We start from the raw sequence: 21,079 nt of genomic DNA, 5'->3' as shown, positions 1-21,079 counted from the left end.
GTCGTCTCGTGGGACGACAGACGGTCATGTCTCCCCCGGCTGTTGGTCCGGAGCCGTGTCGGCCGCTCGCTCGCGGCTGACGACCCAGACGCTGGTCCCTATCATGAGGCTGCCGACCACGAACTCGGGGCCGACCTGTTCGCCGAGCAGCGCCGTCGCCAGGGCCGTCCCGACGACGGGCTGGAGGAAGAAGAAGACGGCCACGGTCCCCGCGGGGACGTACTCAAGGCCCTTGTACCAGAGGTACCACGCCGCCGCCGTCGAGGCGAGTCCCAGATAGCCGATGGCGAGCAGCGACTCCGGCCCCAGCGAGAGGGCACCCAGCGGCCCGCCGAGATACCACAGCTCGGCGGCGGCCAGCACCCCGAGCATGGGCGTGGCGGCGATGGTGGCGTAGGTGGCGGCGGTCAGCGCCGAGTACTTCCGGACGACCGGGAGGCCCCAGACGGTGAAGCCGGCCCACGCGACGCTCGCGACGACGAGCAACAGCACGCCGGCGGCGTTGCCGGCCGCGACCGACCGCACGTCGTACTGGCCCGCGACGACGACGGCGGTCCCGACCGCGGCGAGCGCGATACCGGCCGCCTTCGGCGTCGTGACGCGCTCGCCCAGCAGCGCCGCGCCGAGAAGGACGACGAAGACCGGCGTCAGCACCGTCAGCAGCGACCCCTGGCTCGCGTTCGTGAGCTCGGTGCCGAGGAACTGCGCGACGATGGTGAGTGTCACCCAGCCGCCCAGGCCCGCGAGCGCCGGCCAGTCCTCGCGGCCCGGCCGGTCGGCGTCGCTCCCGCCGGCGACACGGAGCCACAGCCACAGGGCGCCCGCGCCCAGCGCGACCCGGAAAAAGCCGAGCGTGACAGGCGGGACGAGCGCGAAGCTCCACTTGCTGACGACGTACATCCCGCCCCACAGGGCGGCCGCGGCGAGCGGTCCGAGCGCGAAGACGTATTTCCGGAGGACGCTCATAGCCGGCGGGCGTCGCCCCCGTTCATCCGCCCAGATAGAGCTTCGAGACCTCGTCGTTGTCGAGCAGCGAGCCCGCCTCGCCTCCGAACCTCACCGTCCCCTGGTCGAGGACGTAGCCGCGGTCGGAGATACCGAGCCCCTCCGTGGCGTTCTGCTCGACCATGAGAATAGCCGTGTCCATCTCGTTTACCGCCTCGACGTGGCCGAAGACGTCTTTCGCGGTGTTGGGGGCCAGCCCGGCCGACGGCTCGTCGATGAGCAACACGTCCGGCTCCATCACGAGCGCGCGGGCGAAGGCGAGCACCTGGCGCTGGCCGCCGGAGAGGGTCTTGGCCTTGGCCGTCTGTTTCTCGTCAAGCAGCGGGAACCGCTCGTAGAGGTCATCAATGACCGTTTCGAGGCCGCCCTCGCGGGCGACCCCGCCCATCCGGAGGTTCTCCTCGATGGTGAGCGAGCCGAAGACGTTCTCGGTCTGGGGGACGTAGCCGATGCCCTCGCGGACGATGTCTTCGGGCGCCATCCCGCCGATGTCCTCGCCGTGGTACGTGACCGACCCCTCCCACGGCGTGAGCATGCCAAAGACCGTCTTGAGGACGGTCGACTTCCCGGCGCCGTTCGGGCCGATGAGACAGACGATTTCGCCGGCGTCGAGATGCAGCGAGCAGTCGTCGAGCACCTGTACCTCGCCGTAGCCGCTGTCGACGCCCGACAGCTCGACGATGTGGTCGGCCGCCCCGTCTCCGGGGGGTTCCTGTGTGGTGGTTGTGTCTCCTGACATAGTTATCCTCCGAGGTAGGCGTCGATGACGCGCTCGTCGCTCTGGACTTCGTCGGGTCGGCCCTCCATGAGGACGCTCCCCTGGTCGAGGACGATGACCGGGTCGGCCAGGCTCATCACGAACTCCATGTCGTGTTCGATGAGCAGGAACGTCGTCCCCTCCTCGTTGAGCCGGCGAATCTGCTCGGCGAGCTTCTTGCGAAGGGTCGGGTTCACCCCGGCGGCCGGCTCGTCGAGCAGCAGTATCTCGGGCTCCGAGAGCATCGCGCGGGCCAGCTCGACCAGCTTCATCTGACCGCCCGATATCTTGCTCGCCGGCTGGGTCGCCAGGTGGTCAATCTCGAACTCCTCTAGGATACGGTTGACGTCGTCCATGTTCTTCGATTCGGCCTCCCCGACCGCCCCCGGCGAGGTGAACAGCTTCAGGAAGGACTCACCGGGCTGGTCCCGCGGCCCGACGAGCATCGCTTCCCGGACCGTCATCCCCTCTACTTTACGCGGCGTCTGGAATGTCCGAATCAGGCCGTGGTCGGCTATCTCGTAGGGCTCCAGTCCGGTGACGTCGGTCCCGTCGACCTCGACGGTGCCCGAGTCGGCCTCGTAAAAGCCCGAGATGAGGTTGAACAGCGTCGATTTCCCCGCCCCGTTCGGGCCGATAAGCCCCGTGACGGTGCCCCGTTCGACCTCGAAGGTTGCGTGGTCGGTCGCGATGAGCGCGCCGAACTTCTTCACCATATCGTCGACGCGCAACACCACGTCGTCCTTGGACATCGTTGCCGCCGTCTGGGTGGTCTGTTCGCTCATTTTTCACCTGCTTTCGTCTCTCGCACGCCGGAGTCCGGTTGCTGGGGCGTTTCGTCGACGGTACCGGGCCAGATGAGCTCCTTCTGTGGGGGCAGGATGCCCTGCGGACGGAACCGCATCAGCAGGACGATGATGACCCCGATAGCGAGCAGCCGTATCGGTGCCGCCTCGAAGGGCAGCCCCCGCGTCCCTTCCCGGATGAGGACGATGACGACGCCGCCAAAGAGCGCGCCGCGGTTGGAGCCGCTGCCGCCCAGGATGACGGCGACCCAGACGTAGAACGTCGTGATGGGGTCCAGGTCGCCGGGGCTGACATAGAGGTTCAGATGCGCGTAGAAGACTCCCGCGAGCGCCATGATGAGGCTCCCGAGGACGAACGCCTGCATCTTGAAGGCGTAGGTGTTCTTCCCCAGCGCGCTGGCCAGGTCCTCGTCCGAGCGAATCGTCCGGAGCACGCGGCCCCACGGCGACCGGTGGGCCCGGCGCAGGACCAGGTAGCTCACGCCGACGAAGGCGAGCACCAGCCCCACGTTCAAGAGAGCCTGCCAGAACGGCGCGTTGAGTACCATGGCGCCGGGGCCGGAACCGAGGACGATAGTCGGCATCGTGTCGGGGAACGTCGCCAGGACCGGCCACCCCTCGAAAAAGCCCGGGATGCCGCGGACGCCGGCGCTGCCGTTCGTCCACGAGTCCTGGTTGAGGACGATGAGGCGGACGACTTCGGCCAGGCCGATAGAGGCGATAGCGAGGTAGTCCGCCCGGAGCCGGAGCGTCGGAATCCCGATGAACAGCGCCAACAGTGCCGCGAGTACCAGCGCGGCGAACAGGCCTACAATCGGGGGGAGACCGCCCGCCACCGGCGAACTGCTCGCGCTGGCGAGCGCGGTGCCGTAGGCACCGATACCGAAGAAGGCGGCGACGCTGAAGTTGATGAGCCCCGAGAAGCCCCACTGGGAGTTGAGCCCGAGCGAGAGCAGCGCGTACATCCCCGCGAGGCCGACCAGAAAGAGGAAGTAGGTCGGCGCGAGCAGGCCCCCGAGCAGGCTCACCACGAGCCCGACCGCGAACAGCACTATCGCCGCGGTCACTCCCTTCTCGGCGACGGTGAGGCCGCTCCAGTACCCTCTCGGGTCCTCGACGAGCGACATCTCAGGTCGCCTCCCCGGCGATGCCGTTTGGCCGGACCAGCAACACGACCACCATGATGACGAAGGCTATCGCGTTGGCGTACTCGATGCCGATGGGGATACCGATGTCCGACAGCAGCGGCGTCAACTGGTTTATCATCCCGATGAGAAAGCCCCCGAGCATGGCGCCGTAGACGGAGCCGATGCCGCCGAGGATGACGGCGGCGAAGATGAGCAAGAGGAGATTGAAGCCCATCCGGGGGGTGAGCTGGCTGTACAGTCCCAGGAACACGCCGCCGGCTCCGGCGAGGCCGGCGCCGATGATCCAGGTCCACAGCTTGACCCGCTCGGTCCGGATGCCGCTGACGCGCGCGAGGTCCGGGTTGTCGGCCATCGCGCGCATCTTCCGGCCGAGGTCGCTGTACTGCAAGAGGACGTGTAGGCCGACGACCAACAGCGACGCGGAGACGAAGATGGCCACGTCGTGCTCCGTGATGCGGACCCCGTAGGGCACCAGCGCTTCTATCGGCCGGAGCGACTGGATGCCGTACCTGGTCGACTGGGCGCTAAAGCCCAGCTGGATGAGCGCGCGGTAGATGAACGCGAGCCCGATGGAGGCGATGAGCAGCCCGATGGAGTCCAGGTCCATCCCGCTGTAGACGAGTTTCTCGGTGACGACTGCGACGAGTGCGGCCATCGCTATGCCGGCGACCAGCGCCACGAAAAAGCCGGCCGGTAGCCCGAGGACGGACCCGCCGATTCCACCGACCGCACCGAAAGTGACGAGCGCCGTGTAGGCGCCGATGGTCATGGTGTCGCCGTGGGCGAAGTTCGCGAAGCCCGCGATGCTGTACACCAGCGACAGGCCGATGCTGCCGAGCACGATGATGCTGCTGTACACCAGCCCGCTGGCGAGTTGGTCGAGTACCATTCTCGGCCTATGAGCTGATGAAGTCGATGCCCTCGTAGCTGTGGTCCTGAACCTCCAGGACTTGCAGGAAGCCGACCGGATCACCGTTTTCGTCGAAGTCGATGGGGCCGCTGACGCCCTGGTAGTCCACGTCGCTCGGACCGCCGCCGTCCGAGAGAATCTCGCTCGCGGCCTCGAAGGAGGTGACCTGCTCGCCCTCGGGGCGGGTCACGTCCCGGACGACCTCGCCGAGCGCCGCGCCGGTGAACTCGTCGGCGGCCTGAATCGAGAGGGCCGCGGTGATTACACAGTCGTAGGCGTAGGCCGCCCACGAGGTGGGGGACTGGTCGTACTCGTCCTCGAAGGCCGAGGCGAAGTCCTGGTAGTTCTGCTCCTCTACGGGCGCGGACGGGACGAGAATCTTCATTCCCTCCATGCTGCCCTCGGGGGTATTCTCGATGACGTTGTCGCCCGAGACGGAGTCGGCGCCATAGAGCATCGCCTCGTAGCCGTTGGAGTAGATCTCGTTGACCATCGAACTGAACTCCGACTGGTAGGTGATGAACAGCCAGGCGTCAGCGCCGGAGTCGTTCATCTCGGAGATGACGGAGGCGTAGGACTGCTGTTCCTGGTCGTGGGAGTTGTTGTAGGCGACCGACCCTTCCCAGGAGTCGACGAACGCGTCGGCCAGGCTCTGGCCGTAGTCGTTGTTCACGTAGGTCAGCGCCACCTCGTCGTAGCCGTCCTCGGCGATGAGGTCCGCGAGCGCGACGGCCTGCGTCCGGCCCGACGGCGACATCCGCAACAGCCCAGGGAACTCGGTCAGCCCGAGCCCGGTCGAGTTCTGTGAGAGCTGGACGACGTCCGTCCCCTCGATGACGCTCTCGTAGATGGCGAGCGAGACGCCGGAGCCGACGGCGCCGATGAGGAATGGGACGCCGTCCTGGTTGACGAGCTTCTGGGCGGCCGAAATCCCGCCCTGGTTCTCGCTCCCCGAGTCCTCGACGGTTATCTGCAAGTCGCTGCCGTTGATGCCGACGTCGTTGACGGCCGACAGGGCGAGGTCCTTCCCGCGCTGGTTCCGCTCGCCGAAGGCCGACAGCGAGCCCGTCTGGGCGTCGACCATCCCGATGTTGTACGCCTCGTTCCCGTTCCCGAACGAGCTACAGCCGGCCAGACCGACGACTCCGGCACCGCCAGTCAGTTTCAGCATCGTTCGCCGGTCGAGCGACGTTGTGGTACTTTTTCGCATGGGTGATTCAATAGTTTTCACAGATGTGCCTCAATGGTGTCCCTACCATGGTCGGGCGACATTAGTTTTACCGGTCTCTCCGATTCCTCAGGGTATATTTCACAACCTTCGTGTCAGAATTATTTGGTAGGGTCCGGATATAGGGCCGTCTGCCGCATCACTTCGTGTATGATACCCCCCATTGCGAACAACTTCGTGGCCGGCGAGACCGCGACGGAGGCGCTGGACCACGTGGCGGAGCTGAACGAACGGGGCGTGAAAGGCATCCTCAACCTACTGGGCGAACACTACGAGGACCGCGCGGACGCGGACGCGGACGCCGACGCGTACATCGAACTCGCCGAGGGGCTCGAACGCCGCGGTCTCGACGGCTGTATCTCCGTCAAGCCGAGCCAGATAGGTCTGGAGGTAGGCGACCAGGCGTTCGAGGAGAACCTCGCACGCATCGTCGAGGGCGTCGACTGTTTCGTCTGGGTCGATATGGAGGACCACGACACGGTCGACGTGACGCTCGACGCCTTCGAGCGCCACGCGCGCGAGACAGACGGTGACGTGGGTGTCTGCGTCCAGGCGAACCTCAAGCGGACCGGTGATATTCTCGAACGGCTGGCCGACTGCCCGGGGAAGGTCCGGCTGGTCAAGGGGGCCTACGACCCGCCGGCCGAGATAGCCTACAAGGAGAAGTCGAAGGTCGACGAGATGTACCGCGAGTACCTGACCTACATGTTCGAGCACTTCGACGACGGCATCGCCGTCGGGAGCCACGACCCGGCGATGGTCGACCTCGCGAAGGAACTCCACGAGGAACACGGGACCCCCTTCGAGGTACAGATGCTCACGGGCGTCCGCGAGAGCGCGCAGTTCGAGCTGGCCGAGGAGTACGAGGTGTACCAGTACATCCCCTACGGCACCAAGTGGTTCTCCTACTTCTACCGCCGTATCCGCGAACGCAAGGCAAATGCCCTGTTCGCGCTCCGGGCCGTCGTCAGTCCCTGAGACCGAGTCCCTTCTCCCGGTTCTCACCGCGTCCGAGTCAGGGGTCGAGCAGTTTCGCTTCGGCTTTTCTGAGATGCTCTAGCAGGGTGGTCTTGGAGACGTCGAGGTCGGCCGCTAGCTCCCGGGTGTCACACTGCCGGGGCCACTCGTAGTAGCCCGCCTGGCGCGCGTGTTCGAACACGTCCCGCTGTTTGGCGGTGAGCTTGTCGAGGCGCTGGTTCCGGGTGGTCGTCGTGGCGGCCTCGCTCGTCGTGATGGAGTCGATTCTGACCTCCGCGCCGGCCTCCTCGCGGACCCGGTCCAGCGCGTCGTCTATCTCGGAGCGCTCGTTGACGAAACAGACCTGCCACTCCTCGCGCCCGTTCTCGATACGGACGGGGGCGTTGTGGACGAACCCGTGTTCCAGCAGCGTCGGACACACCATGTCGTCGGGGTCGTACTCGACGAAGAACTCCCGGACCACGTTCCCGGGGGCGTCGCGCTCGCGCCCGAATCGTTCCCGGAGTTCGGAGAGCTCGCCGGTGAGTTCGGAGTCGCGTATCTCGTCGAGCAGCGCCGTCACTTCGGCCTCGTCGTCCGCGAACGCGGTGAACAGCCCCTTGACCTTCCCGGTGTGGTTCCCGTCCGTCTTCGGGGAGGTGTAGATAGAGTGGGCCAGAACGCCGCCGGTTGCCTTTCCGGTCGCCTTTATCGCCCAGCAGTTCGGGTGCCAGAGGTCGAGGGTGAGCCACGTCGTCTCGGTCTGGTCAATGGCCGCCATGAGTACAGTACACGTTGTACCCGTATCCATGTGTTGCTTTACCAAAGTTCTGCCGCCCATGGTCGGGTGGGCCCACAGACGTGCGCCTCACTGCCCAAAACGGGTGATTACGACCACCGCCCATGGTCGGACGGGGGTTTTGGGCTGGGCTGTTCGTATGTGGGGTAATGGCAGAGACATACCAGCACTACATCGACGGCGAGTGGGTCACTGGTCACGGTACCGAGACGTTCGAGAGCGAGAACCCGGCGACGGGCGAACCGCTGGCCGAGTTCCAGCGCGGCACGCCGGCGGACGTAGACGAGGCCGTCGCGGCCGCCGACGAGGCCTACGAGGAGTGGCGCGAACTCTCCCGTATCGACCGCGCGGAGTACCTCTGGGACGTCTACCACGAGCTTCGGGACCGCACCGACGAACTCGGGGAGATTGTCACGAAGGAGTGCGGGAAGGAGATAAGCGAGGGGCGGGCCGACGTGGTCGAGGCCGCCCACATGGTCGAGTGGGCCGCCGGCGACGCGCGCCACCCGAGCGGCGACATCATCCCCTCGGAAATCGCCGAAAAGGACGCCTACATGCGGCGCAAACCCAGGGGCGTCACCGGCTGTATCACGCCGTGGAACTTCCCCATCGCCATCCCGTACTGGCACATGGCCGTCGCCCTAGTCGAGGGCAACACCGTCGTCTGGAAGCCCGCCGAACAGACCCCGTGGTGTGCCCAGATCGTCGCGGAGATGTTCGAAGACGCCGGTCTCCCCGACGGCGTGTTCAACATGATCCAGGGCTTCGGGGACGCGGGTGCCGCTATCGTCGACGACGACCGCGTCCCGACGGTCCTCTTTACCGGCTCGGCCGAGGTCGGCCACCAGATAGCCGACACGGTCGGTTCCGAGTCCGGGAAACGCGCGGCCTGCGAGATGGGCGGGAAGAACGCCGTCGTCATCACCGAGGAAGCCGACCTGGACATCGCCGTCCACTCGGCCGTGATGTCCTCGTTCAAGACCACCGGCCAGCGGTGTGTCTCCTCGGAGCGGCTCATCGTCCACACGGACGTCTACGACGAGTTCAAGGAGCGGTTCGTCGACGCCGCCAGCAAGGTCGCCGTCGGCGACCCGCTGCAGGAGGACACGTTCATGGGCCCGCTCATCGAGGCCGAGCACTTGGAGAAGGTGACCGAGTACCGCGACCTCGCCCGCGAGGAGGGCGTCGAGGTGCTGGTCGACCGGACCGAGCTGGACGCCGACGAGATTCCCGACGGCCACGGGGACGGCCACTGGGTCGGCCCGTTCGTCTACGAGGCCGACCCCGACGCCGACCTGCGCTGTACGCAGGAGGAGGTGTTCGGTCCCCACGTCGCCCTGCTTCCCTACGACGGCGACATCAAGCGGGCCGTCGAGATACAGAACGACACCGACTACGGGCTGGCCGGCGCCATCGTCTCGGAGGACTACCGCCAGATAAACTACTACCGCGACCACGCCGAACTCGGGCTCGCCTACGGGAACCTCCCGTGTATCGGAGCCGAGGTCCAGCTCCCCTTCGGCGGAGTCAAGAAGTCCGGTAACGGCTACCCCTCGGCCCGCGAGATAATCGAGGCCGTCACCGACCGTACCGCCTGGACGCTGAACAACTCCAAGGACATCCGGATGGCACAGGGCCTCTCGGCCGACATCATCACCGAGGACGATGACTGAGGCCGTCACCGTCTGTCCGCAGTGTAGTGAACCGCTCCGGGTAGACGGCGGCGTCGAGGTCTGCGAGCAGTGTGGCTGGGTGCCCCACAGCGGGTCGGACTGACGGGCAGGCGGTCGTTTTTCTATCGGACCGGTTTCCCCTTTAGTGGCTCTGTTGAAGTCGTTAGCAGATGCTAGATTCTGACCCGGTTACGGTCAGTACAGTGAGCATAGTGACCGTCTGACACCCGCGAACTATGCAGGATTCCGTCAGGCGTTGGACAGTGTCGTTGACATTCAGTTATCAACTATTATCTGTCAGGAGGGGCGGTCTTTGCCCATGGACCGGCAATCAAGCAATTTACGCGAATCGCGCAGAGAGTATATCCTTGCAGTCGGTACAGCAGGACTGGCTGCTATCGCGGGATGTACCAGTGACAACTCTTCTGAGGAAAGGACTCCCGCTGATGAGAGCACCACGGATGACGTAACTGATGGGGATACTGATACTCCGCAGGACGGTTCCAATGGTGAAGATGCGGCGAACTCGGAACCGAATTTTGAGGTCGTTTCATTACAGATAACCGACGAGATGGAGCTGGGTGAAACCGCTTCGCTGAAGTTACAAGTGAGAAACTCCGGGAACGCTGAAGGTAACTTCACGAAGCGTGGTCAAATCACCAGTGAGGCGTTGGATTACAGCAAGTATGCGGATGCCGGCTTCGATATCGGCGGTGTGATTGAGCCGGGGGAGACGGAGACGTTTTCACAGGAGATTGCGGGGGACAACCTCGGCAGTTTCAGGTTGAGCATCGAAGACTACGATGTCGAGGCAGACACCTCGGTCGTGGCGCGGGACCTTTCCCTCGGGGAGGACTACACAAACGTGAAAGGCGTCAAGATGAGTATAGACGAGATAGTAGTGCAGGACAGCTACGAGGACGAGGAGGGGAACGATGTACGGCCCGACAACGGCAAATTCGTCATCGTGAAATACAGCGGAGAAAACACCGGAGACGATACAGTTAATCCGTCCAGCGCCAGGAATCTGCATGTCAGAACGGGGGAGGAAAGCTATGACTACTCTCTGAAGGGAGACACCGCAGCGAACTACGATAAACTCGGGTTCAACCGGGAACTGGCACCGGGGGAGACCCTCCAAGGGTACCAGTTCTTCGATGTTAACCGCAGTGCGGAAAGACAGGACCTCACAGTCACCTGGGATGAAGTCATCGGTGTGACGGAAAAAAGAGTCAACTGGAATCCGTAAATCGCTGTCTCGTTGTCTGGATAGTGTTCGGTAAGCAGGTCTATTGAGCAACAGATTCTCTCAGCAAACACTACAACAAAGCGACTTCAGTAGTTACGACTTCTCATACAAGCCTTGAATCAGTCAGTACAGGTGAAATATCGGACAACGAAATATTCATTCAGGGAGCTGGAGAATACGGAGTGTGGCGCCTGAAGTACAGAACGCGAGGACTGCGGACGTACCGGCGCTAGTTGAGCTGTACCACCGTGCATACGAGGGGAACAAGCGGATAGGGTTCCCGTCAAGCGTTCTTGAGTGTGGTGCAGATGATGTTGCTGAGTGGATCCACAATCGGAGGGTGCTAGTTGCTATCGACGCAGAAGAGATCGTCGGCGTTGTCCAGATTATTCCGCGCCCGGAGTGGAACATGCCGGAAATCGGGCGGCTTGCTGTCTCGCCGGACCACCAGACGCAGGGAGTAGGGACACTCCTTCTCGAATCCGCAGAGGAGTCCCTGAGAGCAGAAGGCCGGGAGTCAGTTCGGCTCCGGACACTCTCCGGTCATCCGTTTCTCGAAGACTGGTATCGCCGGGCCGGATATGAGCGGGTCGGAATCGAACGACTCAGTGACCGGCCCTATGATGCCCCAATCATGGAGAAGGGGCTGTAAAACGTACACTCTGGCTGACCGGCTGGTTCCAGACTGGAGACGATTCCAGTACCAGTCTACAATTCAAGCTATCCGCCGACGACGTCAACGCAACGACCCCGTCAGGCACGCCGGGCTAGCGTACGTGTTCGACGTCTAAACACGCCGAGCGGGAGCCGACGGACTCAGTCGTCGGCTTCCGCAGCGGCCTCGGACTCGGCTTCGGCCTCGGGCCGGTCTTCGAGGTACTCGTCGGCGTCGATGGCGGCCTTACAGCCCATTCCCGCCGCCGTCACGGCCTGCTGGTAGTGGTAGTCGACCACGTCGCCGGCCGCGAAGATGCCCTCGACGTCGGTGGCGGTCTGGTCGCCGCCCTTGCCGCCCTTCGCGACGATGTAGCCGGTCTCGTCCAGTTCGACGTCGGTGTCTTCGAGGTAGTCGGTGTTCGGCGTGTGGCCGATGGCGATGAAGACGGCGCCCACGTCGAAGTCGAAGGTCTCGGTCGCCGGGTCGTCGAGCTTCTCGGAGGGGTAGCCCTCGTCGTTCTGCGCCAGCGTCACGTGGTCGACGCCCTCCTCTGGGGAGCCGTGCATCTCCAGCAGCTCGGTGTTTCGCAGTATCTCGATGTCGCCCGACTCGACTTTCTTCCCCACTTTGTCTATCCAGTAGTCCTCGGCACGGAACTCCTCGCGGCGGTGGGCGATGTAGACGGTGTCGGCGAACTTCGTGAGGAAGTGCGCTTCCTCCATGGCCGCGTCGCCGCCGCCGACGACGAGCATGTCCTCGCCGCGGAAGAAGGCGCCGTCGCAGGTGGCACACGTCGAGACGCCGTAGCCCATCAGCTCGTCCTCGCCCGGGACCCCGAGGGTGCGGGCGCTGGCCCCGGACGCCGCGATGAAGGCGTCGCAGGTGTAGACGGTCCCGTCCCGGAGCTCGACGCGGAACGGGCGCTCGTCGCCCTCGATGTCCGTGACGATGCCGTGTTCGAGCTCGGACCCGAACTGCTCGGCCTGCTCTTTCATCTTGTTGATGAGGTCCGGACCCGACAGCCCCTCCGGGAAGCCGGGGTAGTTCTCGACCTCGCTGGTCAGCGTGAGCTGACCGCCGGGCTCGTCCCCTTCCAGAACGAGCGGGTCGTTGTTGGAGCGTGCCGCGTAGATGGCCGCTGTGAGCCCGGCGATGCCGGTCCCCGCGACGATGAGTCGGCGGTGTTCGATAGCGTCGTCGGTCATGGTTCCGGGTTGGGTGTGATTCGGTTTGTACGTTGCGCTGTCCGCTCGGGCGCACGCGGCCGCGACCGACGCGCCGAGTCGGTAGAATTAGGCCGCCGCCGGGACTGCTTCGTGTATGCCTGCCGACCTCGCGGAGAAGACCGACCGCTACGAGGGACTGCTCGCCGAGGCCGTCGACGCCGCCGAAATCGCACCGCCGGAGGGGACGCCGATGCACGACGCCGCCCTGGAGTGTGCGGAGATGGCGGCCTCGTATCTGGAGGACGGGCGCCACTTCCGCGAGGAGGACGACCCGGTCAACGCCCTGGCGTCGTTCTCCTACGGGCACGCGTGGCTGGACGCGGGCGCCCGCATCGGTCTCTTCGACGTGCCGACGGACGGACATCTGTTTACGCAGTAACTACTGGGCCGGTAAGGTGCCCACGCCCCGAGGCGGTGGGCTTACGTAGCCACCCCGAGTTGCTCCCATCGATGGAGGCCGTCCTGTGGTACGTGCTGACGAGTACGCGGGGCGGAGCGAACCGCATTCGGATTCTGCGGGCGGTCGACGAACGGCCGCGAAACGCCAACAAACTGGCCGAGCAACTGGACCTCGACTACAAGACGGTGCGGCATCACCTTGACGTACTGGCGGAGAACGACATCCTCACCGACAGCGGCGACGACTACGGTGCGGTGTACCTCCCGACCGACCGCGTCCGCAACTACTGGGACACGGTAGAGCAGATAATGGAGAGCGAAGCGTGAGTATGGCTGAAATTGGGAAAGAGTATATCCCGGAAAGCGGGAAAGGGTCACGTAATGGTCGGCTGGATTGACCTCGCACGGGCCGCGGTGGGACTCAACGTCCTCCTCTTAGCGGCGCTCATCTACGTGTGGGGGCGCAACTACTACAGCATCCGGTCGAAGCACACGCTCGGCCTGTTGCTGTTTGCCCTGCTGTTGCTGGGCGAGAACGTCTTCGCTCTGTACTTCTACTCCCTGAACCCGCTACTGCGAGTATGGTTCAGCACCGCTGTGCCCGACCCCGCCTGGCAGGCGATGCTGGCGCTCCACGTCTTCGAGACGGTGGCTATCGCCGTCCTGACGTGGGTCACGTGGGACTGAGACGGATTGGGTCAGTTCCCGCTCGGTCGATTGTACCACCGTGAACTCTTGAGACTATCCTCCGCACGCACGGAGCGACCGCTCCACGACGGACAGCAGGCACCCGGTCCCACCGCTGTTTTATCCGGTGTTGCGTCTGCCGCGTCGTGACGGCTATCCGGACAGAAACCACCGGACGTAGCCGAAGTATGGCGCAAATTGGGTGACAGTCCGGCCGTAGTTCGGCAAATCCATTTTTAATACCCATCGGAAGGGAGCGTATGCGGAAACGCATCCTCACAGCACTGATCGCGCTCACCGTCGTCACCTCCGGCCTCGCCGGCGTGACCGCGGCCGAGACCGGAACCGACGCCGAACTGGCACAGCAGGGCGACGCGGCGACTGTCACGTTCGAGAACCAGACGACCGGCGGCGAGACGGTCACGGTCGACTCCGTGACGCTCCCCGACGGCGGCTACGTCACCATCCACGGCCCCTCGCTGGCCGACGGCGACACGCTCGGCAGCGTGGCGGGCACCTCACAGTACCTCGGCCCGGGCACGCACGACAACGTCACCGTGACGCTCACTGACCCCGTCAGCGAGGGGAGCTACACGGCGATGGCACACCGGGAGACCGACGGCGACCGGACCTACGAGTTCGTCGCCTCGAACGCCTCGACGGACGGTCCCTACACCGCTGACGGGGACCTCGTCGTCGACAGCGCCACGGTCACCCCCTCGGCGTCCGTCTCGATGTCCGACCAGCCGACCGCCGGCGACAGCGTCGTCGTCGACCGCGTCGTCCTGAGCGAGGGCGGTTTCGTCACGGTCCACGACGCCACCGTCACCGAGGGCCAGACGTTCGAGAGCATCCGCGGCACCTCACAGTATCTCGGCGCAGGCGTCCACGAGGACGTCCGCGTCGTACTCGACGACCCCGTCACCGAGAACACCACGCTCGTCCCGATGGCCCACCGTGACACCGACAGCGACGAGACCTACACCTTCGAACAGAGCGACGGCAGCAACGACGGTCCCTACGCGAACGCCGACGGCGCCGTCGTCGACACGGCCGCCGTGACGCTCTCCGATACGGCGATGGTCAGTATGAGCGACCAGGTCACCGGCGGCAACGCGGTGACGGTCGACTCCGTCTTCGTCCCCGAGAGCGGCTTCGTCACCATCCACGACAGCACGGTCACCGAGGGCCAGACCTTCGACAGCGTCCGCGGCACCTCGATGTACCTCGACGCGGGCTACCACACCGACGTGACGGTCACGCTCGACAACGCTGTCTCCAACGACACGACGCTCGTCGCGATGTCCCACATGGACAGTGACGGCGACGCGAACTACAGCTTCGTCCAGAGCGACGGCAGCAACGACGGTCCCTACGCGGATGCGGACGGGGCCGTGACGGACGCTGCGGATGTCACCGTCTCGGCGACCGTCTCGATGGACTCCCAGCTCAGCGGTGGGAACGCCGTCACGGTCGACAGCGTCGACATGAGCGAGGGCGGCTTCGTCGCCATCCACGGGCCGACCGGCGCCGTGGTCGGCTCCTCCGACTACCTCGGGGCGGGCGTCCACGAGGACGTCACGGTGGCGCTCGACGAGCGACTCACCAGCAGCCAGGCGCTCACCGCGATGCCTCACTTCGACACGGACGGCGACGAGACGTACGACTTCGTGACCAGTGACGGCGCGGACGACGGTCCGTACACGGCCGACGGAGGCGCGGTCGTCGACTCGGCGAACGTCACTATCGAGGCCAGCATCGACTTCGCGGCCCAGTCCACCGACGGCGAGTCCGTGACCGTCGAGTCGGTCACGCTGCAGGACGGCGGCTTCGTGACGGTCCACGACGCGACGCTGCTGGAGGGTGCGACCTTCGACAGCATCCGCGGCACCTCGGCGTACCTTTCGCCGGGCACCCACGAGAACGTCACTGTCACGCTTGACGAGCCCGTCAGCGCGAACACGACGCTCGTCCCGATGGCCCACCGCGACACCGACGGAAACGAGGCCTACACCTTCGAGCAGAGCGGCGGGAGCGCGGACGGGCCGTACGCGACCAGCTTCTCGCCCGGGGCCGTCGTGGCTTCGGCGCCGGTGACCGTCCAGACGATGGACGGCGGCGAGCCCACCGACCAGATGACCGAGACGATGACGGGAATGACCGAGGACACGCCGGCCCAGACGACCGGCGGCTCGGGCCCCGGATTCACCGGTATCGTCGCGCTACTGGCGGTTCTCGCCGTAGCGCTGCTCGCGGTCCGCAGCCAGGAGTAGCCCGGAAACACCGGGTCTCTGCCGTGAGGCTCGGTATCACGACCTACGAAAACTTTATATACTTTTCGGACTAACTATAGGTAAGAGAGACTTGGTAAGCACTGTTTGAACATTACGAATAAGGCAACGCCGGTCCCCTATCATCATGAGCGAATCACCAGTACGCAGCAACACGAGGGAGCGCACACAGAACGAGACAGTCAGCGAGGAGACGACGGAACGGCAGGACGTCTGCCCGGAGTGTAGCGGCACCGTCAAGACGGACACCGAACACGGCGAGACGGTCTGTACGGACTGTGGGCTCGTCATCGAGGAGGACAGCATCGACCGCGGCCCCGAGTGGCGCGCGTTCGACTCGTCCGAGCGAGACCGCAAGTCCCGCGTCGGCGCCCCGACGACGAACATGATGCACGACAAGGGCCTCTCGACCAACATCGGGTGGCAGAACAAGGACGCGTACGGGCGCTCCCTGTCCAGCGAGCAGCGCCAGAAGATGCAACGGCTTCGCACCTGGAACGAGCGCTTCCGCACCCGCGACTCCAAGGAGCGCAACCTCAAGCAGGCGCTGGGTGAGATAGACCGCATGGCGTCGGCGCTGGGCCTGCCCCAGAACGTCCGCGAGACCGCGAGCGTCATCTACCGCCGGGCGCTGGGCGAGGACCTCCTGCCGGGCCGCTCCATCGAGGGCGTGGCGACGGCGGCGCTGTACGCCTCCGCACGGATGGCCGGTAGCCCCCGCTCGCTCGACGAGATGGCCGTCGTCTCCCGGGTCGATAAGATGGAGCTTACCAGGACGTACCGCTACATCGTCCGCGAGCTGAACCTCGAAGTCCAGCCCGCCGACCCCGAGCAGTACCTCCCCCGGTTCGTCTCCGACCTCGACCTGACCGACGAGACCGAACGGCGGGCCCGCGAACTCATCGAGGGCGCTCGCCAGGCCGGCCTGCTCTCGGGCAAATCACCGGTCGGGCTCGCGGCCGCCGCCGTCTACGCGGCCGCACTGCTGACGAACGACAAGGTGACACAGAGCGAGGTCAGCGAGGTGGCCAGCATCTCCGAGGTCACTATCCGGAACCGCTACAAGGAGCTGCTGGAAGCCGACGGCGTCCCCGCGTAGACCGGGGTTGACGATATCTTTTTGTAAGGTCCCCGTGTGTGACACTGGTACACATGGAGGAAGCCTATGTGCGATTGCTCTGTCCGGAGTGTGGCAAAGACTGGGAATCGACCCCGTCGGAACTGCCGTCACACGACACCGTCTTTCACTGCCCGAACTGCCACGCGAGCCGTCGGCTCGCCGAGTTCGCCCGGACGGACCGCGACCTGCAGACGATGAAGGGGCTCCAGTAGCCTAGTCGTCACTCGGGGTGGCCGAGCGCGCCCCGCAGGCCTCACAGCGCAGGAGCGTCACGTCGCCCTCCGTCTCCAGTCGCGTATCGGGGAGACCACACTCCGAACAGCGCACGTACGCCTCGACGTACGCGTCGACGGCGTCGCCGACACGGGCCGCGTCGAAGGAGCCGGTCACCCGGGCACGCCCGCTCTCGTCGATGTGACCGCTGGTGCCGACCTCCCGCTGGAGGAACCCGAGCAGGTGTGTCGGCTCCCGGCCGAGGCTGTCACACAGCCGCTGGAAGTTCTCGACGACGGTGACCGACCCCTCCTGGCGGACCTCGGGGTCGGGCACGGAGAGGCGCTCGTCAGTGCCCGTAACGTCTGCCGTCTCGTTCGCCGCTCTGTCGAGCATGTCGTCGTAGTCCATACGGGCTGGTCGTCGGGCCGCCCTCAAAAACCTTTCAGCCTCGGAGGTAGTTCGTCGCCGCCCCCTGTTTTCGCGGCTCTCGGACCCTGTTCTTCACGTTCTATCATGCCGGAGGAGTGTGTTAACTCAACTCAGGATAGTACTATAACCCCTCGGTTTCTAGCAAGGGATGACCATGAAGAAGCAGGAGCTTATTCACCTTCACGGCCTGCTTGCACAAGTACAGAACCACTACGAAGCGGAGTCGGGTTCCGAAGTGGAACACGACGAATACGCCGAACTCGGCGTCAAGCCGACATCTATCCACAAGTCGAAGACGGACCACAAGGCCGCCGTCTTCGCCATCGCGAACGGTATCACCTCCGAGATGACCGCCGAAGAGAAAGAGCCGGTTTCTGCCGCCGCGGACTGAGATTCGATTTCTCCTCTCCCGTCAGTGACTCGCGTAGCCACCGCCTTACTCGTCGATGAGCTCCTCGAACTCCGGGAGCACGTCGCCCTCGGACGGGTCGGCGTCTTCGCTGTCGGCGTTCTCGCTGTCGGCGTCCTCCTCGTCGTCGGGGAGTTGCTCTATCTCCACGACGTCGAGCGGGATGTTCGTCAGTCGCTGCCCGATCTCCTTGCGCGCGATGCGGGAGGCGTGTTCGTCGCGCTCGACGTTGAACACCGTCATCTCCAGTTCCAGCGCGACTAGGCTCTCGTCGGCCGCGATGAACGCCGGGTCGAGCGACTCGTGGCAGTGGGGACACACCCGCTCACCCATGTTTATCTCGACGTAGTTCAGGTCGGGGTTGAGCATCTCGCCGGTCTTCGAGATGGCGATGCGGACGGCCTCGTCGGCCGTACCCACGTCGTAGACCGGGACGGCGGCCTCGACGACAACTCTGCAGTCCATGAAGGTATGTTCACTGGCCAATACTAAGAAGGTTCGCCCGGTTGACTAGTCGGCGTCGACGTGGCCGGTGCTTCGAGGCGGCGGCCCGCCCGAGAACGGGAGGGAGATGGACTCGCTGCCCAGAATCGCGAACCCGGCGAAGACGACGAGGAAGCCCACACCGGCTATCGGAGCGATACTCTCGCCCAGCAGCGCCCACCCGCCCAGCGTCGAGACGACCGGGACCACGTAGAACACGAGGTTGGCGTTGGTCGCGCCGGTACGGTCGAGCAGGCCGAAGTACGCCACGTACGCGACGGCGCCGGCGAAGACGCCGACGTAGCCCAGCGCGAGCAGCGCCGGGAGCCCCCACTGGACCGCGCCGACGGACTCGCCGGCGCCGAGGCTCAAGGCGTGACACAGCGCCGCGCCGACCGGGAGGCCCCAGGCCGTCCGGACGGTGCTGTCCAGGTCGCCGTCGCTCCACCGGATGAGGACGCTCCCCAGCGCGCCGGTGACCGCGCCGGCGAAGAGCAGTAGCTTGCCGATACCGCCGCTGGTGAACGTAGCGGGGTCGGGGTTGACCACCAGTGCGACGCCCAGCAGGCCGACGGCGAGGCCGATACCGCCCCGCAGTGAGAGGCGCTCGTCGGTCAGCAACAGGGCGGCGAACACCGGCGTCAGGATGGGGTTGAGGCTGAAGAGGATGGCGCCGACGGCGCTCGTCGCGTCGGCCTGTCCGACGAACAGGAGGGCGTTGGTCAGTCCGAGCGCGACCAGTCCGGTCGCGAGGATGCCGGCAATGTCGCCGCGGGTCCGCGGAACCAGCGCCGCGCCCGAGCGCGTCGCCAGGACGTAGGCACCCAGGACGACCGCGGCCACGTCGTAGCGAAGGGCCACGAACAACAGCGGGGGAAACTGGGCCAGTCCCGACTTCGTCGCGACGAAGGTCCCGCCGAAGAGGACGCTTACCAGCGCACCGAGCAGGATAGTCTTTCGTGAGACCACAGTTATGCGACCACACCGAACGGACGGCCGGGGACACTGCACCGAGAAACCGAGTTGGGGGACTGTATCATCGTACGTTCGGTAGGGTCGCGACCGGTATAGGTCCGTTCAGAAATCCTTACACGTCGGCCGAGAACCGGCGGCCCCCGCCCCGGTTTCACGTCGTGAAAGTATTTCACGACACGAAAACCGTTTTGTGTCCGGCGGGCGACCGGCCGGTATGGAGGAGACGCTGGCGGAGATAGAGTTCCTCGCGCTCTCTCCCAATCGGGTCACGGTCCTCGAATCGCTCGCCGAGGGACGGCGGACCCGCTCGGAGCTGGCCGAGGCGACCGGGGCCTCCCAGGCCACGCTGGGCCGTATCCTCGGGGACTTCGAGGACCGCGACTGGGCGACGCGAATAGACGGCGGCTACGCGGCGACGGCGACCGGGCGGCTCGTCGCCGAGGGGTTTCGCGACCTCCTGGACGTGATGGCGGTCGAGCGGGAGCTACGCGACGTGGTCGCCTACCTCCCGACCGAGGCCATGGAGTTCGACCTGCGGCACCTGGCCGACGCGACTATCGTCACGCCGACCCAGACACGGCCGAACGCCCCGCTCCAGCGGTTGCTGGCGCTCATGCGGGACGCCGAGTCGGTGACGGCGTTCTCGCACGCGCTCAACGACCAGAGCCTCTCGGTCGTGGCCGACCGCCTCGGGGCACAGGAGTTCGAGGCGGTGCTCACCCGCGGCGCCGTCGACTCGCTGACGGCCGACGAGACGCTCCGGGCACGACTCCGGCGCGTGGTCTCGGCCCCGTCGGCCGGCGTCCGGGTGGCGGACGGCGACATTCCGGTGGCCGTCACCGTCGCCGACGACGTGGTCAATTTCCTGGTCCGTGACGACCGCGGAGTGGTCCAGGCGTCGGTCGATACGACCGACCCCGCCGTCAGGGAGTGGGCTCAGCGCCGCTACGAACACTACCGCGTGAACTCCGAGCCGCTGACGGCCGAGGACTTAGACGGCTGATTACCGGACCCGCCAGACGTCGTCGCCGGGGAGGAACCGGCCGAGTTCGGCTTCCTGGCGGTAGTCAGTCGCCAGCAGCGCAGTCAGGGCCGCCACCAGCGCGTCCTCGTCGGCGTCGGTCCAGTCGGCGGGCTCCTTTATCGGGTAGACCAGCCACCCGCTCCCCCGGACCTCCGTGGCGTGGAGCTCGTCCATCACCACGTCCTCGGCCCGCTCGGCGGTCATGTTCTCGAAGACGTGTCTCGTCGCCCGTTCGCCGACCGGGAACAGGACGTGGGAGGTGATGGCCCGGACCTCGGTGTCGAACAGCGGTTCGTGGTCCGCGTAGTCGTCGTCGGTCGGCTCGCGGTCGCCACACATGTACAGATAGGAGAGGTACGTCTTCTCGACGGTCGGCGGCGTGCCGGCCTCGGCGAGCAGGCCGCCGGCGACGAGCGCCCGCTGGAGACGCTCGGCGGCGGCGGTTCCGGTAAAGGGAATCCCCGACTCGCCCCCGCCGTGGACGCGGGGGTTGTCACCGATGACGTGGAAGTCGGCGTTCGCATCGCCGTATCCTGGGACGAACGGCTCACACGGCGCCTCGAAGCCGAAGGGGTTGTGCAGCGTTGCCGTGACGTTCTTCACGAGCGGTGTGAGGAGCAGGGCGGTCAA

General features: G+C 65.5%; 24 protein-coding genes. 12 read left to right on the top strand and 12 right to left on the bottom strand.

Going from position 1 to position 21,079, the window contains the following annotated elements; genetic code table 11:
* Positions 1-24 precede the first annotated feature (24 nt).
* From NJQ98_RS10030 to NJQ98_RS10005, 6 genes are read right to left on the bottom strand one after another with little or no spacing between them, the layout of a single operon-like run.
* Positions 25-966, bottom strand: a complete 942-nt coding sequence (locus tag NJQ98_RS10030; protein ID WP_262178177.1) for a DMT family transporter — start codon at positions 964-966, stop codon at positions 25-27.
* Between the two features lie 22 nt (positions 967-988).
* The gene (locus tag NJQ98_RS10025) at positions 989-1,744 is read right to left on the bottom strand and encodes an ABC transporter ATP-binding protein (protein WP_262178175.1); all 756 of its coding nucleotides are present in this window, start codon (positions 1,742-1,744) and stop codon (positions 989-991) included.
* A gap of 2 nt (positions 1,745-1,746) precedes the next feature.
* Positions 1,747-2,547: an ABC transporter ATP-binding protein gene (locus NJQ98_RS10020; RefSeq protein ID WP_262178173.1), complete on the bottom strand. Its 801-nt coding sequence runs from the start codon at positions 2,545-2,547 to the stop codon at positions 1,747-1,749.
* Positions 2,544-3,695 carry a branched-chain amino acid ABC transporter permease gene (locus NJQ98_RS10015; protein ID WP_262178171.1) on the bottom strand — a complete coding sequence of 384 codons (1,152 nt, stop codon included), beginning with the start codon at positions 3,693-3,695 and terminating at the stop codon, positions 2,544-2,546. Before NJQ98_RS10015 ends, NJQ98_RS10020 begins: the two co-directional genes overlap by 4 nt.
* A gap of 1 nt (position 3,696) precedes the next feature.
* Complete coding sequence (locus NJQ98_RS10010) at positions 3,697-4,605, bottom strand: branched-chain amino acid ABC transporter permease (RefSeq protein ID WP_262178169.1); 909 nt, start codon at positions 4,603-4,605, stop codon at positions 3,697-3,699.
* Positions 4,606-4,612: 7 nt separating this feature from the next.
* Positions 4,613-5,797 (bottom strand): ABC transporter substrate-binding protein, encoded by a 1,185-nt coding sequence (locus NJQ98_RS10005; protein ID WP_262178167.1) that lies wholly within the window; start codon positions 5,795-5,797, stop codon positions 4,613-4,615.
* 207 nt (positions 5,798-6,004) lie between these two features.
* On the opposite strand from NJQ98_RS10005, the gene NJQ98_RS10000 reads away from it, so the two are divergent.
* On the top strand, positions 6,005-6,832 hold the full coding sequence (locus NJQ98_RS10000) for a proline dehydrogenase family protein (RefSeq protein WP_262178164.1): 828 nt from the start codon (positions 6,005-6,007) through the stop codon (positions 6,830-6,832).
* Positions 6,833-6,869: 37 nt separating this feature from the next.
* On the opposite strand, the gene NJQ98_RS09995 is transcribed toward NJQ98_RS10000, so the two are convergent.
* On the bottom strand, positions 6,870-7,592 hold the full coding sequence (locus NJQ98_RS09995) for a helix-turn-helix domain-containing protein (RefSeq protein ID WP_262178162.1): 723 nt from the start codon (positions 7,590-7,592) through the stop codon (positions 6,870-6,872).
* A gap of 167 nt (positions 7,593-7,759) precedes the next feature.
* On the opposite strand from NJQ98_RS09995, the gene NJQ98_RS09990 reads away from it, so the two are divergent.
* The 3 genes from NJQ98_RS09990 (at position 7,760) to NJQ98_RS09980 (ending at position 11,184) form a co-directional block, all read left to right on the top strand.
* Entirely contained in the window at positions 7,760-9,283 is a 1,524-nt protein-coding gene (locus NJQ98_RS09990) for an aldehyde dehydrogenase family protein (protein WP_262178160.1), read from the top strand.
* Between the two features lie 319 nt (positions 9,284-9,602).
* Positions 9,603-10,532: a DUF4352 domain-containing protein gene (locus tag NJQ98_RS09985; RefSeq protein WP_262178158.1), complete on the top strand. Its 930-nt coding sequence runs from the start codon at positions 9,603-9,605 to the stop codon at positions 10,530-10,532.
* Positions 10,533-10,716: 184 nt separating this feature from the next.
* Positions 10,717-11,184: a GNAT family N-acetyltransferase gene (locus NJQ98_RS09980; protein WP_262178155.1), complete on the top strand. Its 468-nt coding sequence runs from the start codon at positions 10,717-10,719 to the stop codon at positions 11,182-11,184.
* Between the two features lie 164 nt (positions 11,185-11,348).
* Here NJQ98_RS09980 and NJQ98_RS09975 read toward each other — a convergent pair whose 3' ends face one another.
* Positions 11,349-12,395, bottom strand: a complete 1,047-nt coding sequence (locus NJQ98_RS09975) for an NAD(P)/FAD-dependent oxidoreductase (RefSeq protein WP_262178153.1) — start codon at positions 12,393-12,395, stop codon at positions 11,349-11,351.
* Positions 12,396-12,510: 115 nt separating this feature from the next.
* On the opposite strand from NJQ98_RS09975, the gene NJQ98_RS09970 reads away from it, so the two are divergent.
* The 6 genes from NJQ98_RS09970 to NJQ98_RS09945 all read left to right on the top strand — a co-directional run bounded on the left by NJQ98_RS09970 (position 12,511) and on the right by NJQ98_RS09945 (position 17,125).
* Positions 12,511-12,795, top strand: coding sequence for a DUF357 domain-containing protein (locus NJQ98_RS09970; RefSeq protein WP_262178151.1), 285 nt, complete (start codon positions 12,511-12,513; stop codon positions 12,793-12,795).
* Positions 12,796-12,866: 71 nt separating this feature from the next.
* Positions 12,867-13,142 carry an ArsR/SmtB family transcription factor gene (locus NJQ98_RS09965; RefSeq protein WP_262178149.1) on the top strand — a complete coding sequence of 92 codons (276 nt, stop codon included), beginning with the start codon at positions 12,867-12,869 and terminating at the stop codon, positions 13,140-13,142.
* Positions 13,143-13,196: 54 nt separating this feature from the next.
* A complete protein-coding gene (locus NJQ98_RS09960) occupies positions 13,197-13,502 on the top strand; it encodes a DUF8036 family membrane protein (RefSeq protein ID WP_262178147.1) in 306 nt (101 codons plus the stop codon).
* A 260-nt stretch (positions 13,503-13,762) separates the two neighbouring features.
* Positions 13,763-15,775, top strand: a complete 2,013-nt coding sequence (locus tag NJQ98_RS09955; RefSeq protein ID WP_262178145.1) for a DUF7282 domain-containing protein — start codon at positions 13,763-13,765, stop codon at positions 15,773-15,775.
* Between the two features lie 145 nt (positions 15,776-15,920).
* Positions 15,921-16,892 carry a transcription initiation factor IIB gene (locus NJQ98_RS09950; RefSeq protein ID WP_262178143.1) on the top strand — a complete coding sequence of 324 codons (972 nt, stop codon included), beginning with the start codon at positions 15,921-15,923 and terminating at the stop codon, positions 16,890-16,892.
* 53 nt (positions 16,893-16,945) lie between these two features.
* Entirely contained in the window at positions 16,946-17,125 is a 180-nt protein-coding gene (locus NJQ98_RS09945) for a DUF7836 family putative zinc-binding protein (RefSeq protein ID WP_262178140.1), read from the top strand.
* A 1-nt stretch (position 17,126) separates the two neighbouring features.
* Here the strand turns inward: NJQ98_RS09945 and NJQ98_RS09940 are convergent, their stop codons facing one another.
* Positions 17,127-17,537 (bottom strand): translation initiation factor IF-2 subunit beta, encoded by a 411-nt coding sequence (locus tag NJQ98_RS09940; protein ID WP_262178138.1) that lies wholly within the window; start codon positions 17,535-17,537, stop codon positions 17,127-17,129.
* Positions 17,538-17,712: 175 nt separating this feature from the next.
* Here NJQ98_RS09940 and NJQ98_RS09935 point away from each other — a divergent pair, with 175 nt between their 5' ends.
* Complete coding sequence (locus tag NJQ98_RS09935) at positions 17,713-17,949, top strand: UPF0058 family protein (RefSeq protein WP_220587732.1); 237 nt, start codon at positions 17,713-17,715, stop codon at positions 17,947-17,949.
* A 45-nt stretch (positions 17,950-17,994) separates the two neighbouring features.
* On the opposite strand, the gene NJQ98_RS09930 is transcribed toward NJQ98_RS09935, so the two are convergent.
* Positions 17,995-18,432 carry a DUF555 domain-containing protein gene (locus tag NJQ98_RS09930; RefSeq protein WP_262178135.1) on the bottom strand — a complete coding sequence of 146 codons (438 nt, stop codon included), beginning with the start codon at positions 18,430-18,432 and terminating at the stop codon, positions 17,995-17,997.
* Between the two features lie 45 nt (positions 18,433-18,477).
* Entirely contained in the window at positions 18,478-19,419 is a 942-nt protein-coding gene (locus NJQ98_RS09925; RefSeq protein WP_262178133.1) for a DMT family transporter, read from the bottom strand.
* Between the two features lie 220 nt (positions 19,420-19,639).
* On the opposite strand from NJQ98_RS09925, the gene NJQ98_RS09920 reads away from it, so the two are divergent.
* Complete coding sequence (locus tag NJQ98_RS09920) at positions 19,640-20,428, top strand: helix-turn-helix transcriptional regulator (RefSeq protein WP_262178132.1); 789 nt, start codon at positions 19,640-19,642, stop codon at positions 20,426-20,428.
* On the opposite strand, the gene NJQ98_RS09915 is transcribed toward NJQ98_RS09920, so the two are convergent.
* On the bottom strand, positions 20,429-21,052 hold the full coding sequence (locus NJQ98_RS09915; RefSeq protein ID WP_262178785.1) for a uracil-DNA glycosylase family protein: 624 nt from the start codon (positions 21,050-21,052) through the stop codon (positions 20,429-20,431).
* Positions 21,053-21,079 lie beyond the last annotated feature (27 nt).

Origin of the sequence: Haloarcula laminariae, from assembly GCF_025457605.1 — an archaeon.
GTDB classification, from domain to species: domain Archaea; phylum Halobacteriota; class Halobacteria; order Halobacteriales; family Haloarculaceae; genus Haloarcula; species Haloarcula laminariae.
This window is presented reverse-complemented; position numbering and strand designations above follow the sequence as displayed.

Excerpts from the sequence above, each read along its gene's own strand:
- NJQ98_RS10005 (WP_262178167.1), bottom strand. The coding sequence starts at position 5,797 with ATGCTGAAACTGACTGGCGGTGCCGGAGTCGTCGGTCTGGCCGGCTGT.
- NJQ98_RS09935 (WP_220587732.1), top strand. The coding sequence starts at position 17,713 with ATGAAGAAGCAGGAGCTTATTCACCTTCACGGCCTGCTTGCACAAGTA.
- NJQ98_RS09965 (WP_262178149.1), top strand. The coding sequence starts at position 12,867 with ATGGAGGCCGTCCTGTGGTACGTGCTGACGAGTACGCGGGGCGGAGCG.
- NJQ98_RS09940 (WP_262178138.1), bottom strand. The coding sequence starts at position 17,537 with ATGGACTACGACGACATGCTCGACAGAGCGGCGAACGAGACGGCAGAC.
- NJQ98_RS09945 (WP_262178140.1), top strand. The coding sequence starts at position 16,946 with ATGGAGGAAGCCTATGTGCGATTGCTCTGTCCGGAGTGTGGCAAAGAC.
- NJQ98_RS09950 (WP_262178143.1), top strand. The coding sequence starts at position 15,921 with ATGAGCGAATCACCAGTACGCAGCAACACGAGGGAGCGCACACAGAAC.
- NJQ98_RS09970 (WP_262178151.1), top strand. The coding sequence starts at position 12,511 with ATGCCTGCCGACCTCGCGGAGAAGACCGACCGCTACGAGGGACTGCTC.
- NJQ98_RS10030 (WP_262178177.1), bottom strand. The coding sequence starts at position 966 with ATGAGCGTCCTCCGGAAATACGTCTTCGCGCTCGGACCGCTCGCCGCG.
- NJQ98_RS09990 (WP_262178160.1), top strand. The coding sequence starts at position 7,760 with ATGGCAGAGACATACCAGCACTACATCGACGGCGAGTGGGTCACTGGT.
- NJQ98_RS10015 (WP_262178171.1), bottom strand. The coding sequence starts at position 3,695 with ATGTCGCTCGTCGAGGACCCGAGAGGGTACTGGAGCGGCCTCACCGTC.
- NJQ98_RS09920 (WP_262178132.1), top strand. The coding sequence starts at position 19,640 with ATGGAGGAGACGCTGGCGGAGATAGAGTTCCTCGCGCTCTCTCCCAAT.
- NJQ98_RS09975 (WP_262178153.1), bottom strand. The coding sequence starts at position 12,395 with ATGACCGACGACGCTATCGAACACCGCCGACTCATCGTCGCGGGGACC.
- NJQ98_RS09930 (WP_262178135.1), bottom strand. The coding sequence starts at position 18,432 with ATGGACTGCAGAGTTGTCGTCGAGGCCGCCGTCCCGGTCTACGACGTG.
- NJQ98_RS09985 (WP_262178158.1), top strand. The coding sequence starts at position 9,603 with ATGGACCGGCAATCAAGCAATTTACGCGAATCGCGCAGAGAGTATATC.
- NJQ98_RS09955 (WP_262178145.1), top strand. The coding sequence starts at position 13,763 with ATGCGGAAACGCATCCTCACAGCACTGATCGCGCTCACCGTCGTCACC.
- NJQ98_RS10010 (WP_262178169.1), bottom strand. The coding sequence starts at position 4,605 with ATGGTACTCGACCAACTCGCCAGCGGGCTGGTGTACAGCAGCATCATC.
- NJQ98_RS09995 (WP_262178162.1), bottom strand. The coding sequence starts at position 7,592 with ATGGCGGCCATTGACCAGACCGAGACGACGTGGCTCACCCTCGACCTC.
- NJQ98_RS10025 (WP_262178175.1), bottom strand. The coding sequence starts at position 1,744 with ATGTCAGGAGACACAACCACCACACAGGAACCCCCCGGAGACGGGGCG.
- NJQ98_RS09960 (WP_262178147.1), top strand. The coding sequence starts at position 13,197 with ATGGTCGGCTGGATTGACCTCGCACGGGCCGCGGTGGGACTCAACGTC.
- NJQ98_RS10020 (WP_262178173.1), bottom strand. The coding sequence starts at position 2,547 with ATGAGCGAACAGACCACCCAGACGGCGGCAACGATGTCCAAGGACGAC.
- NJQ98_RS10000 (WP_262178164.1), top strand. The coding sequence starts at position 6,005 with ATGATACCCCCCATTGCGAACAACTTCGTGGCCGGCGAGACCGCGACG.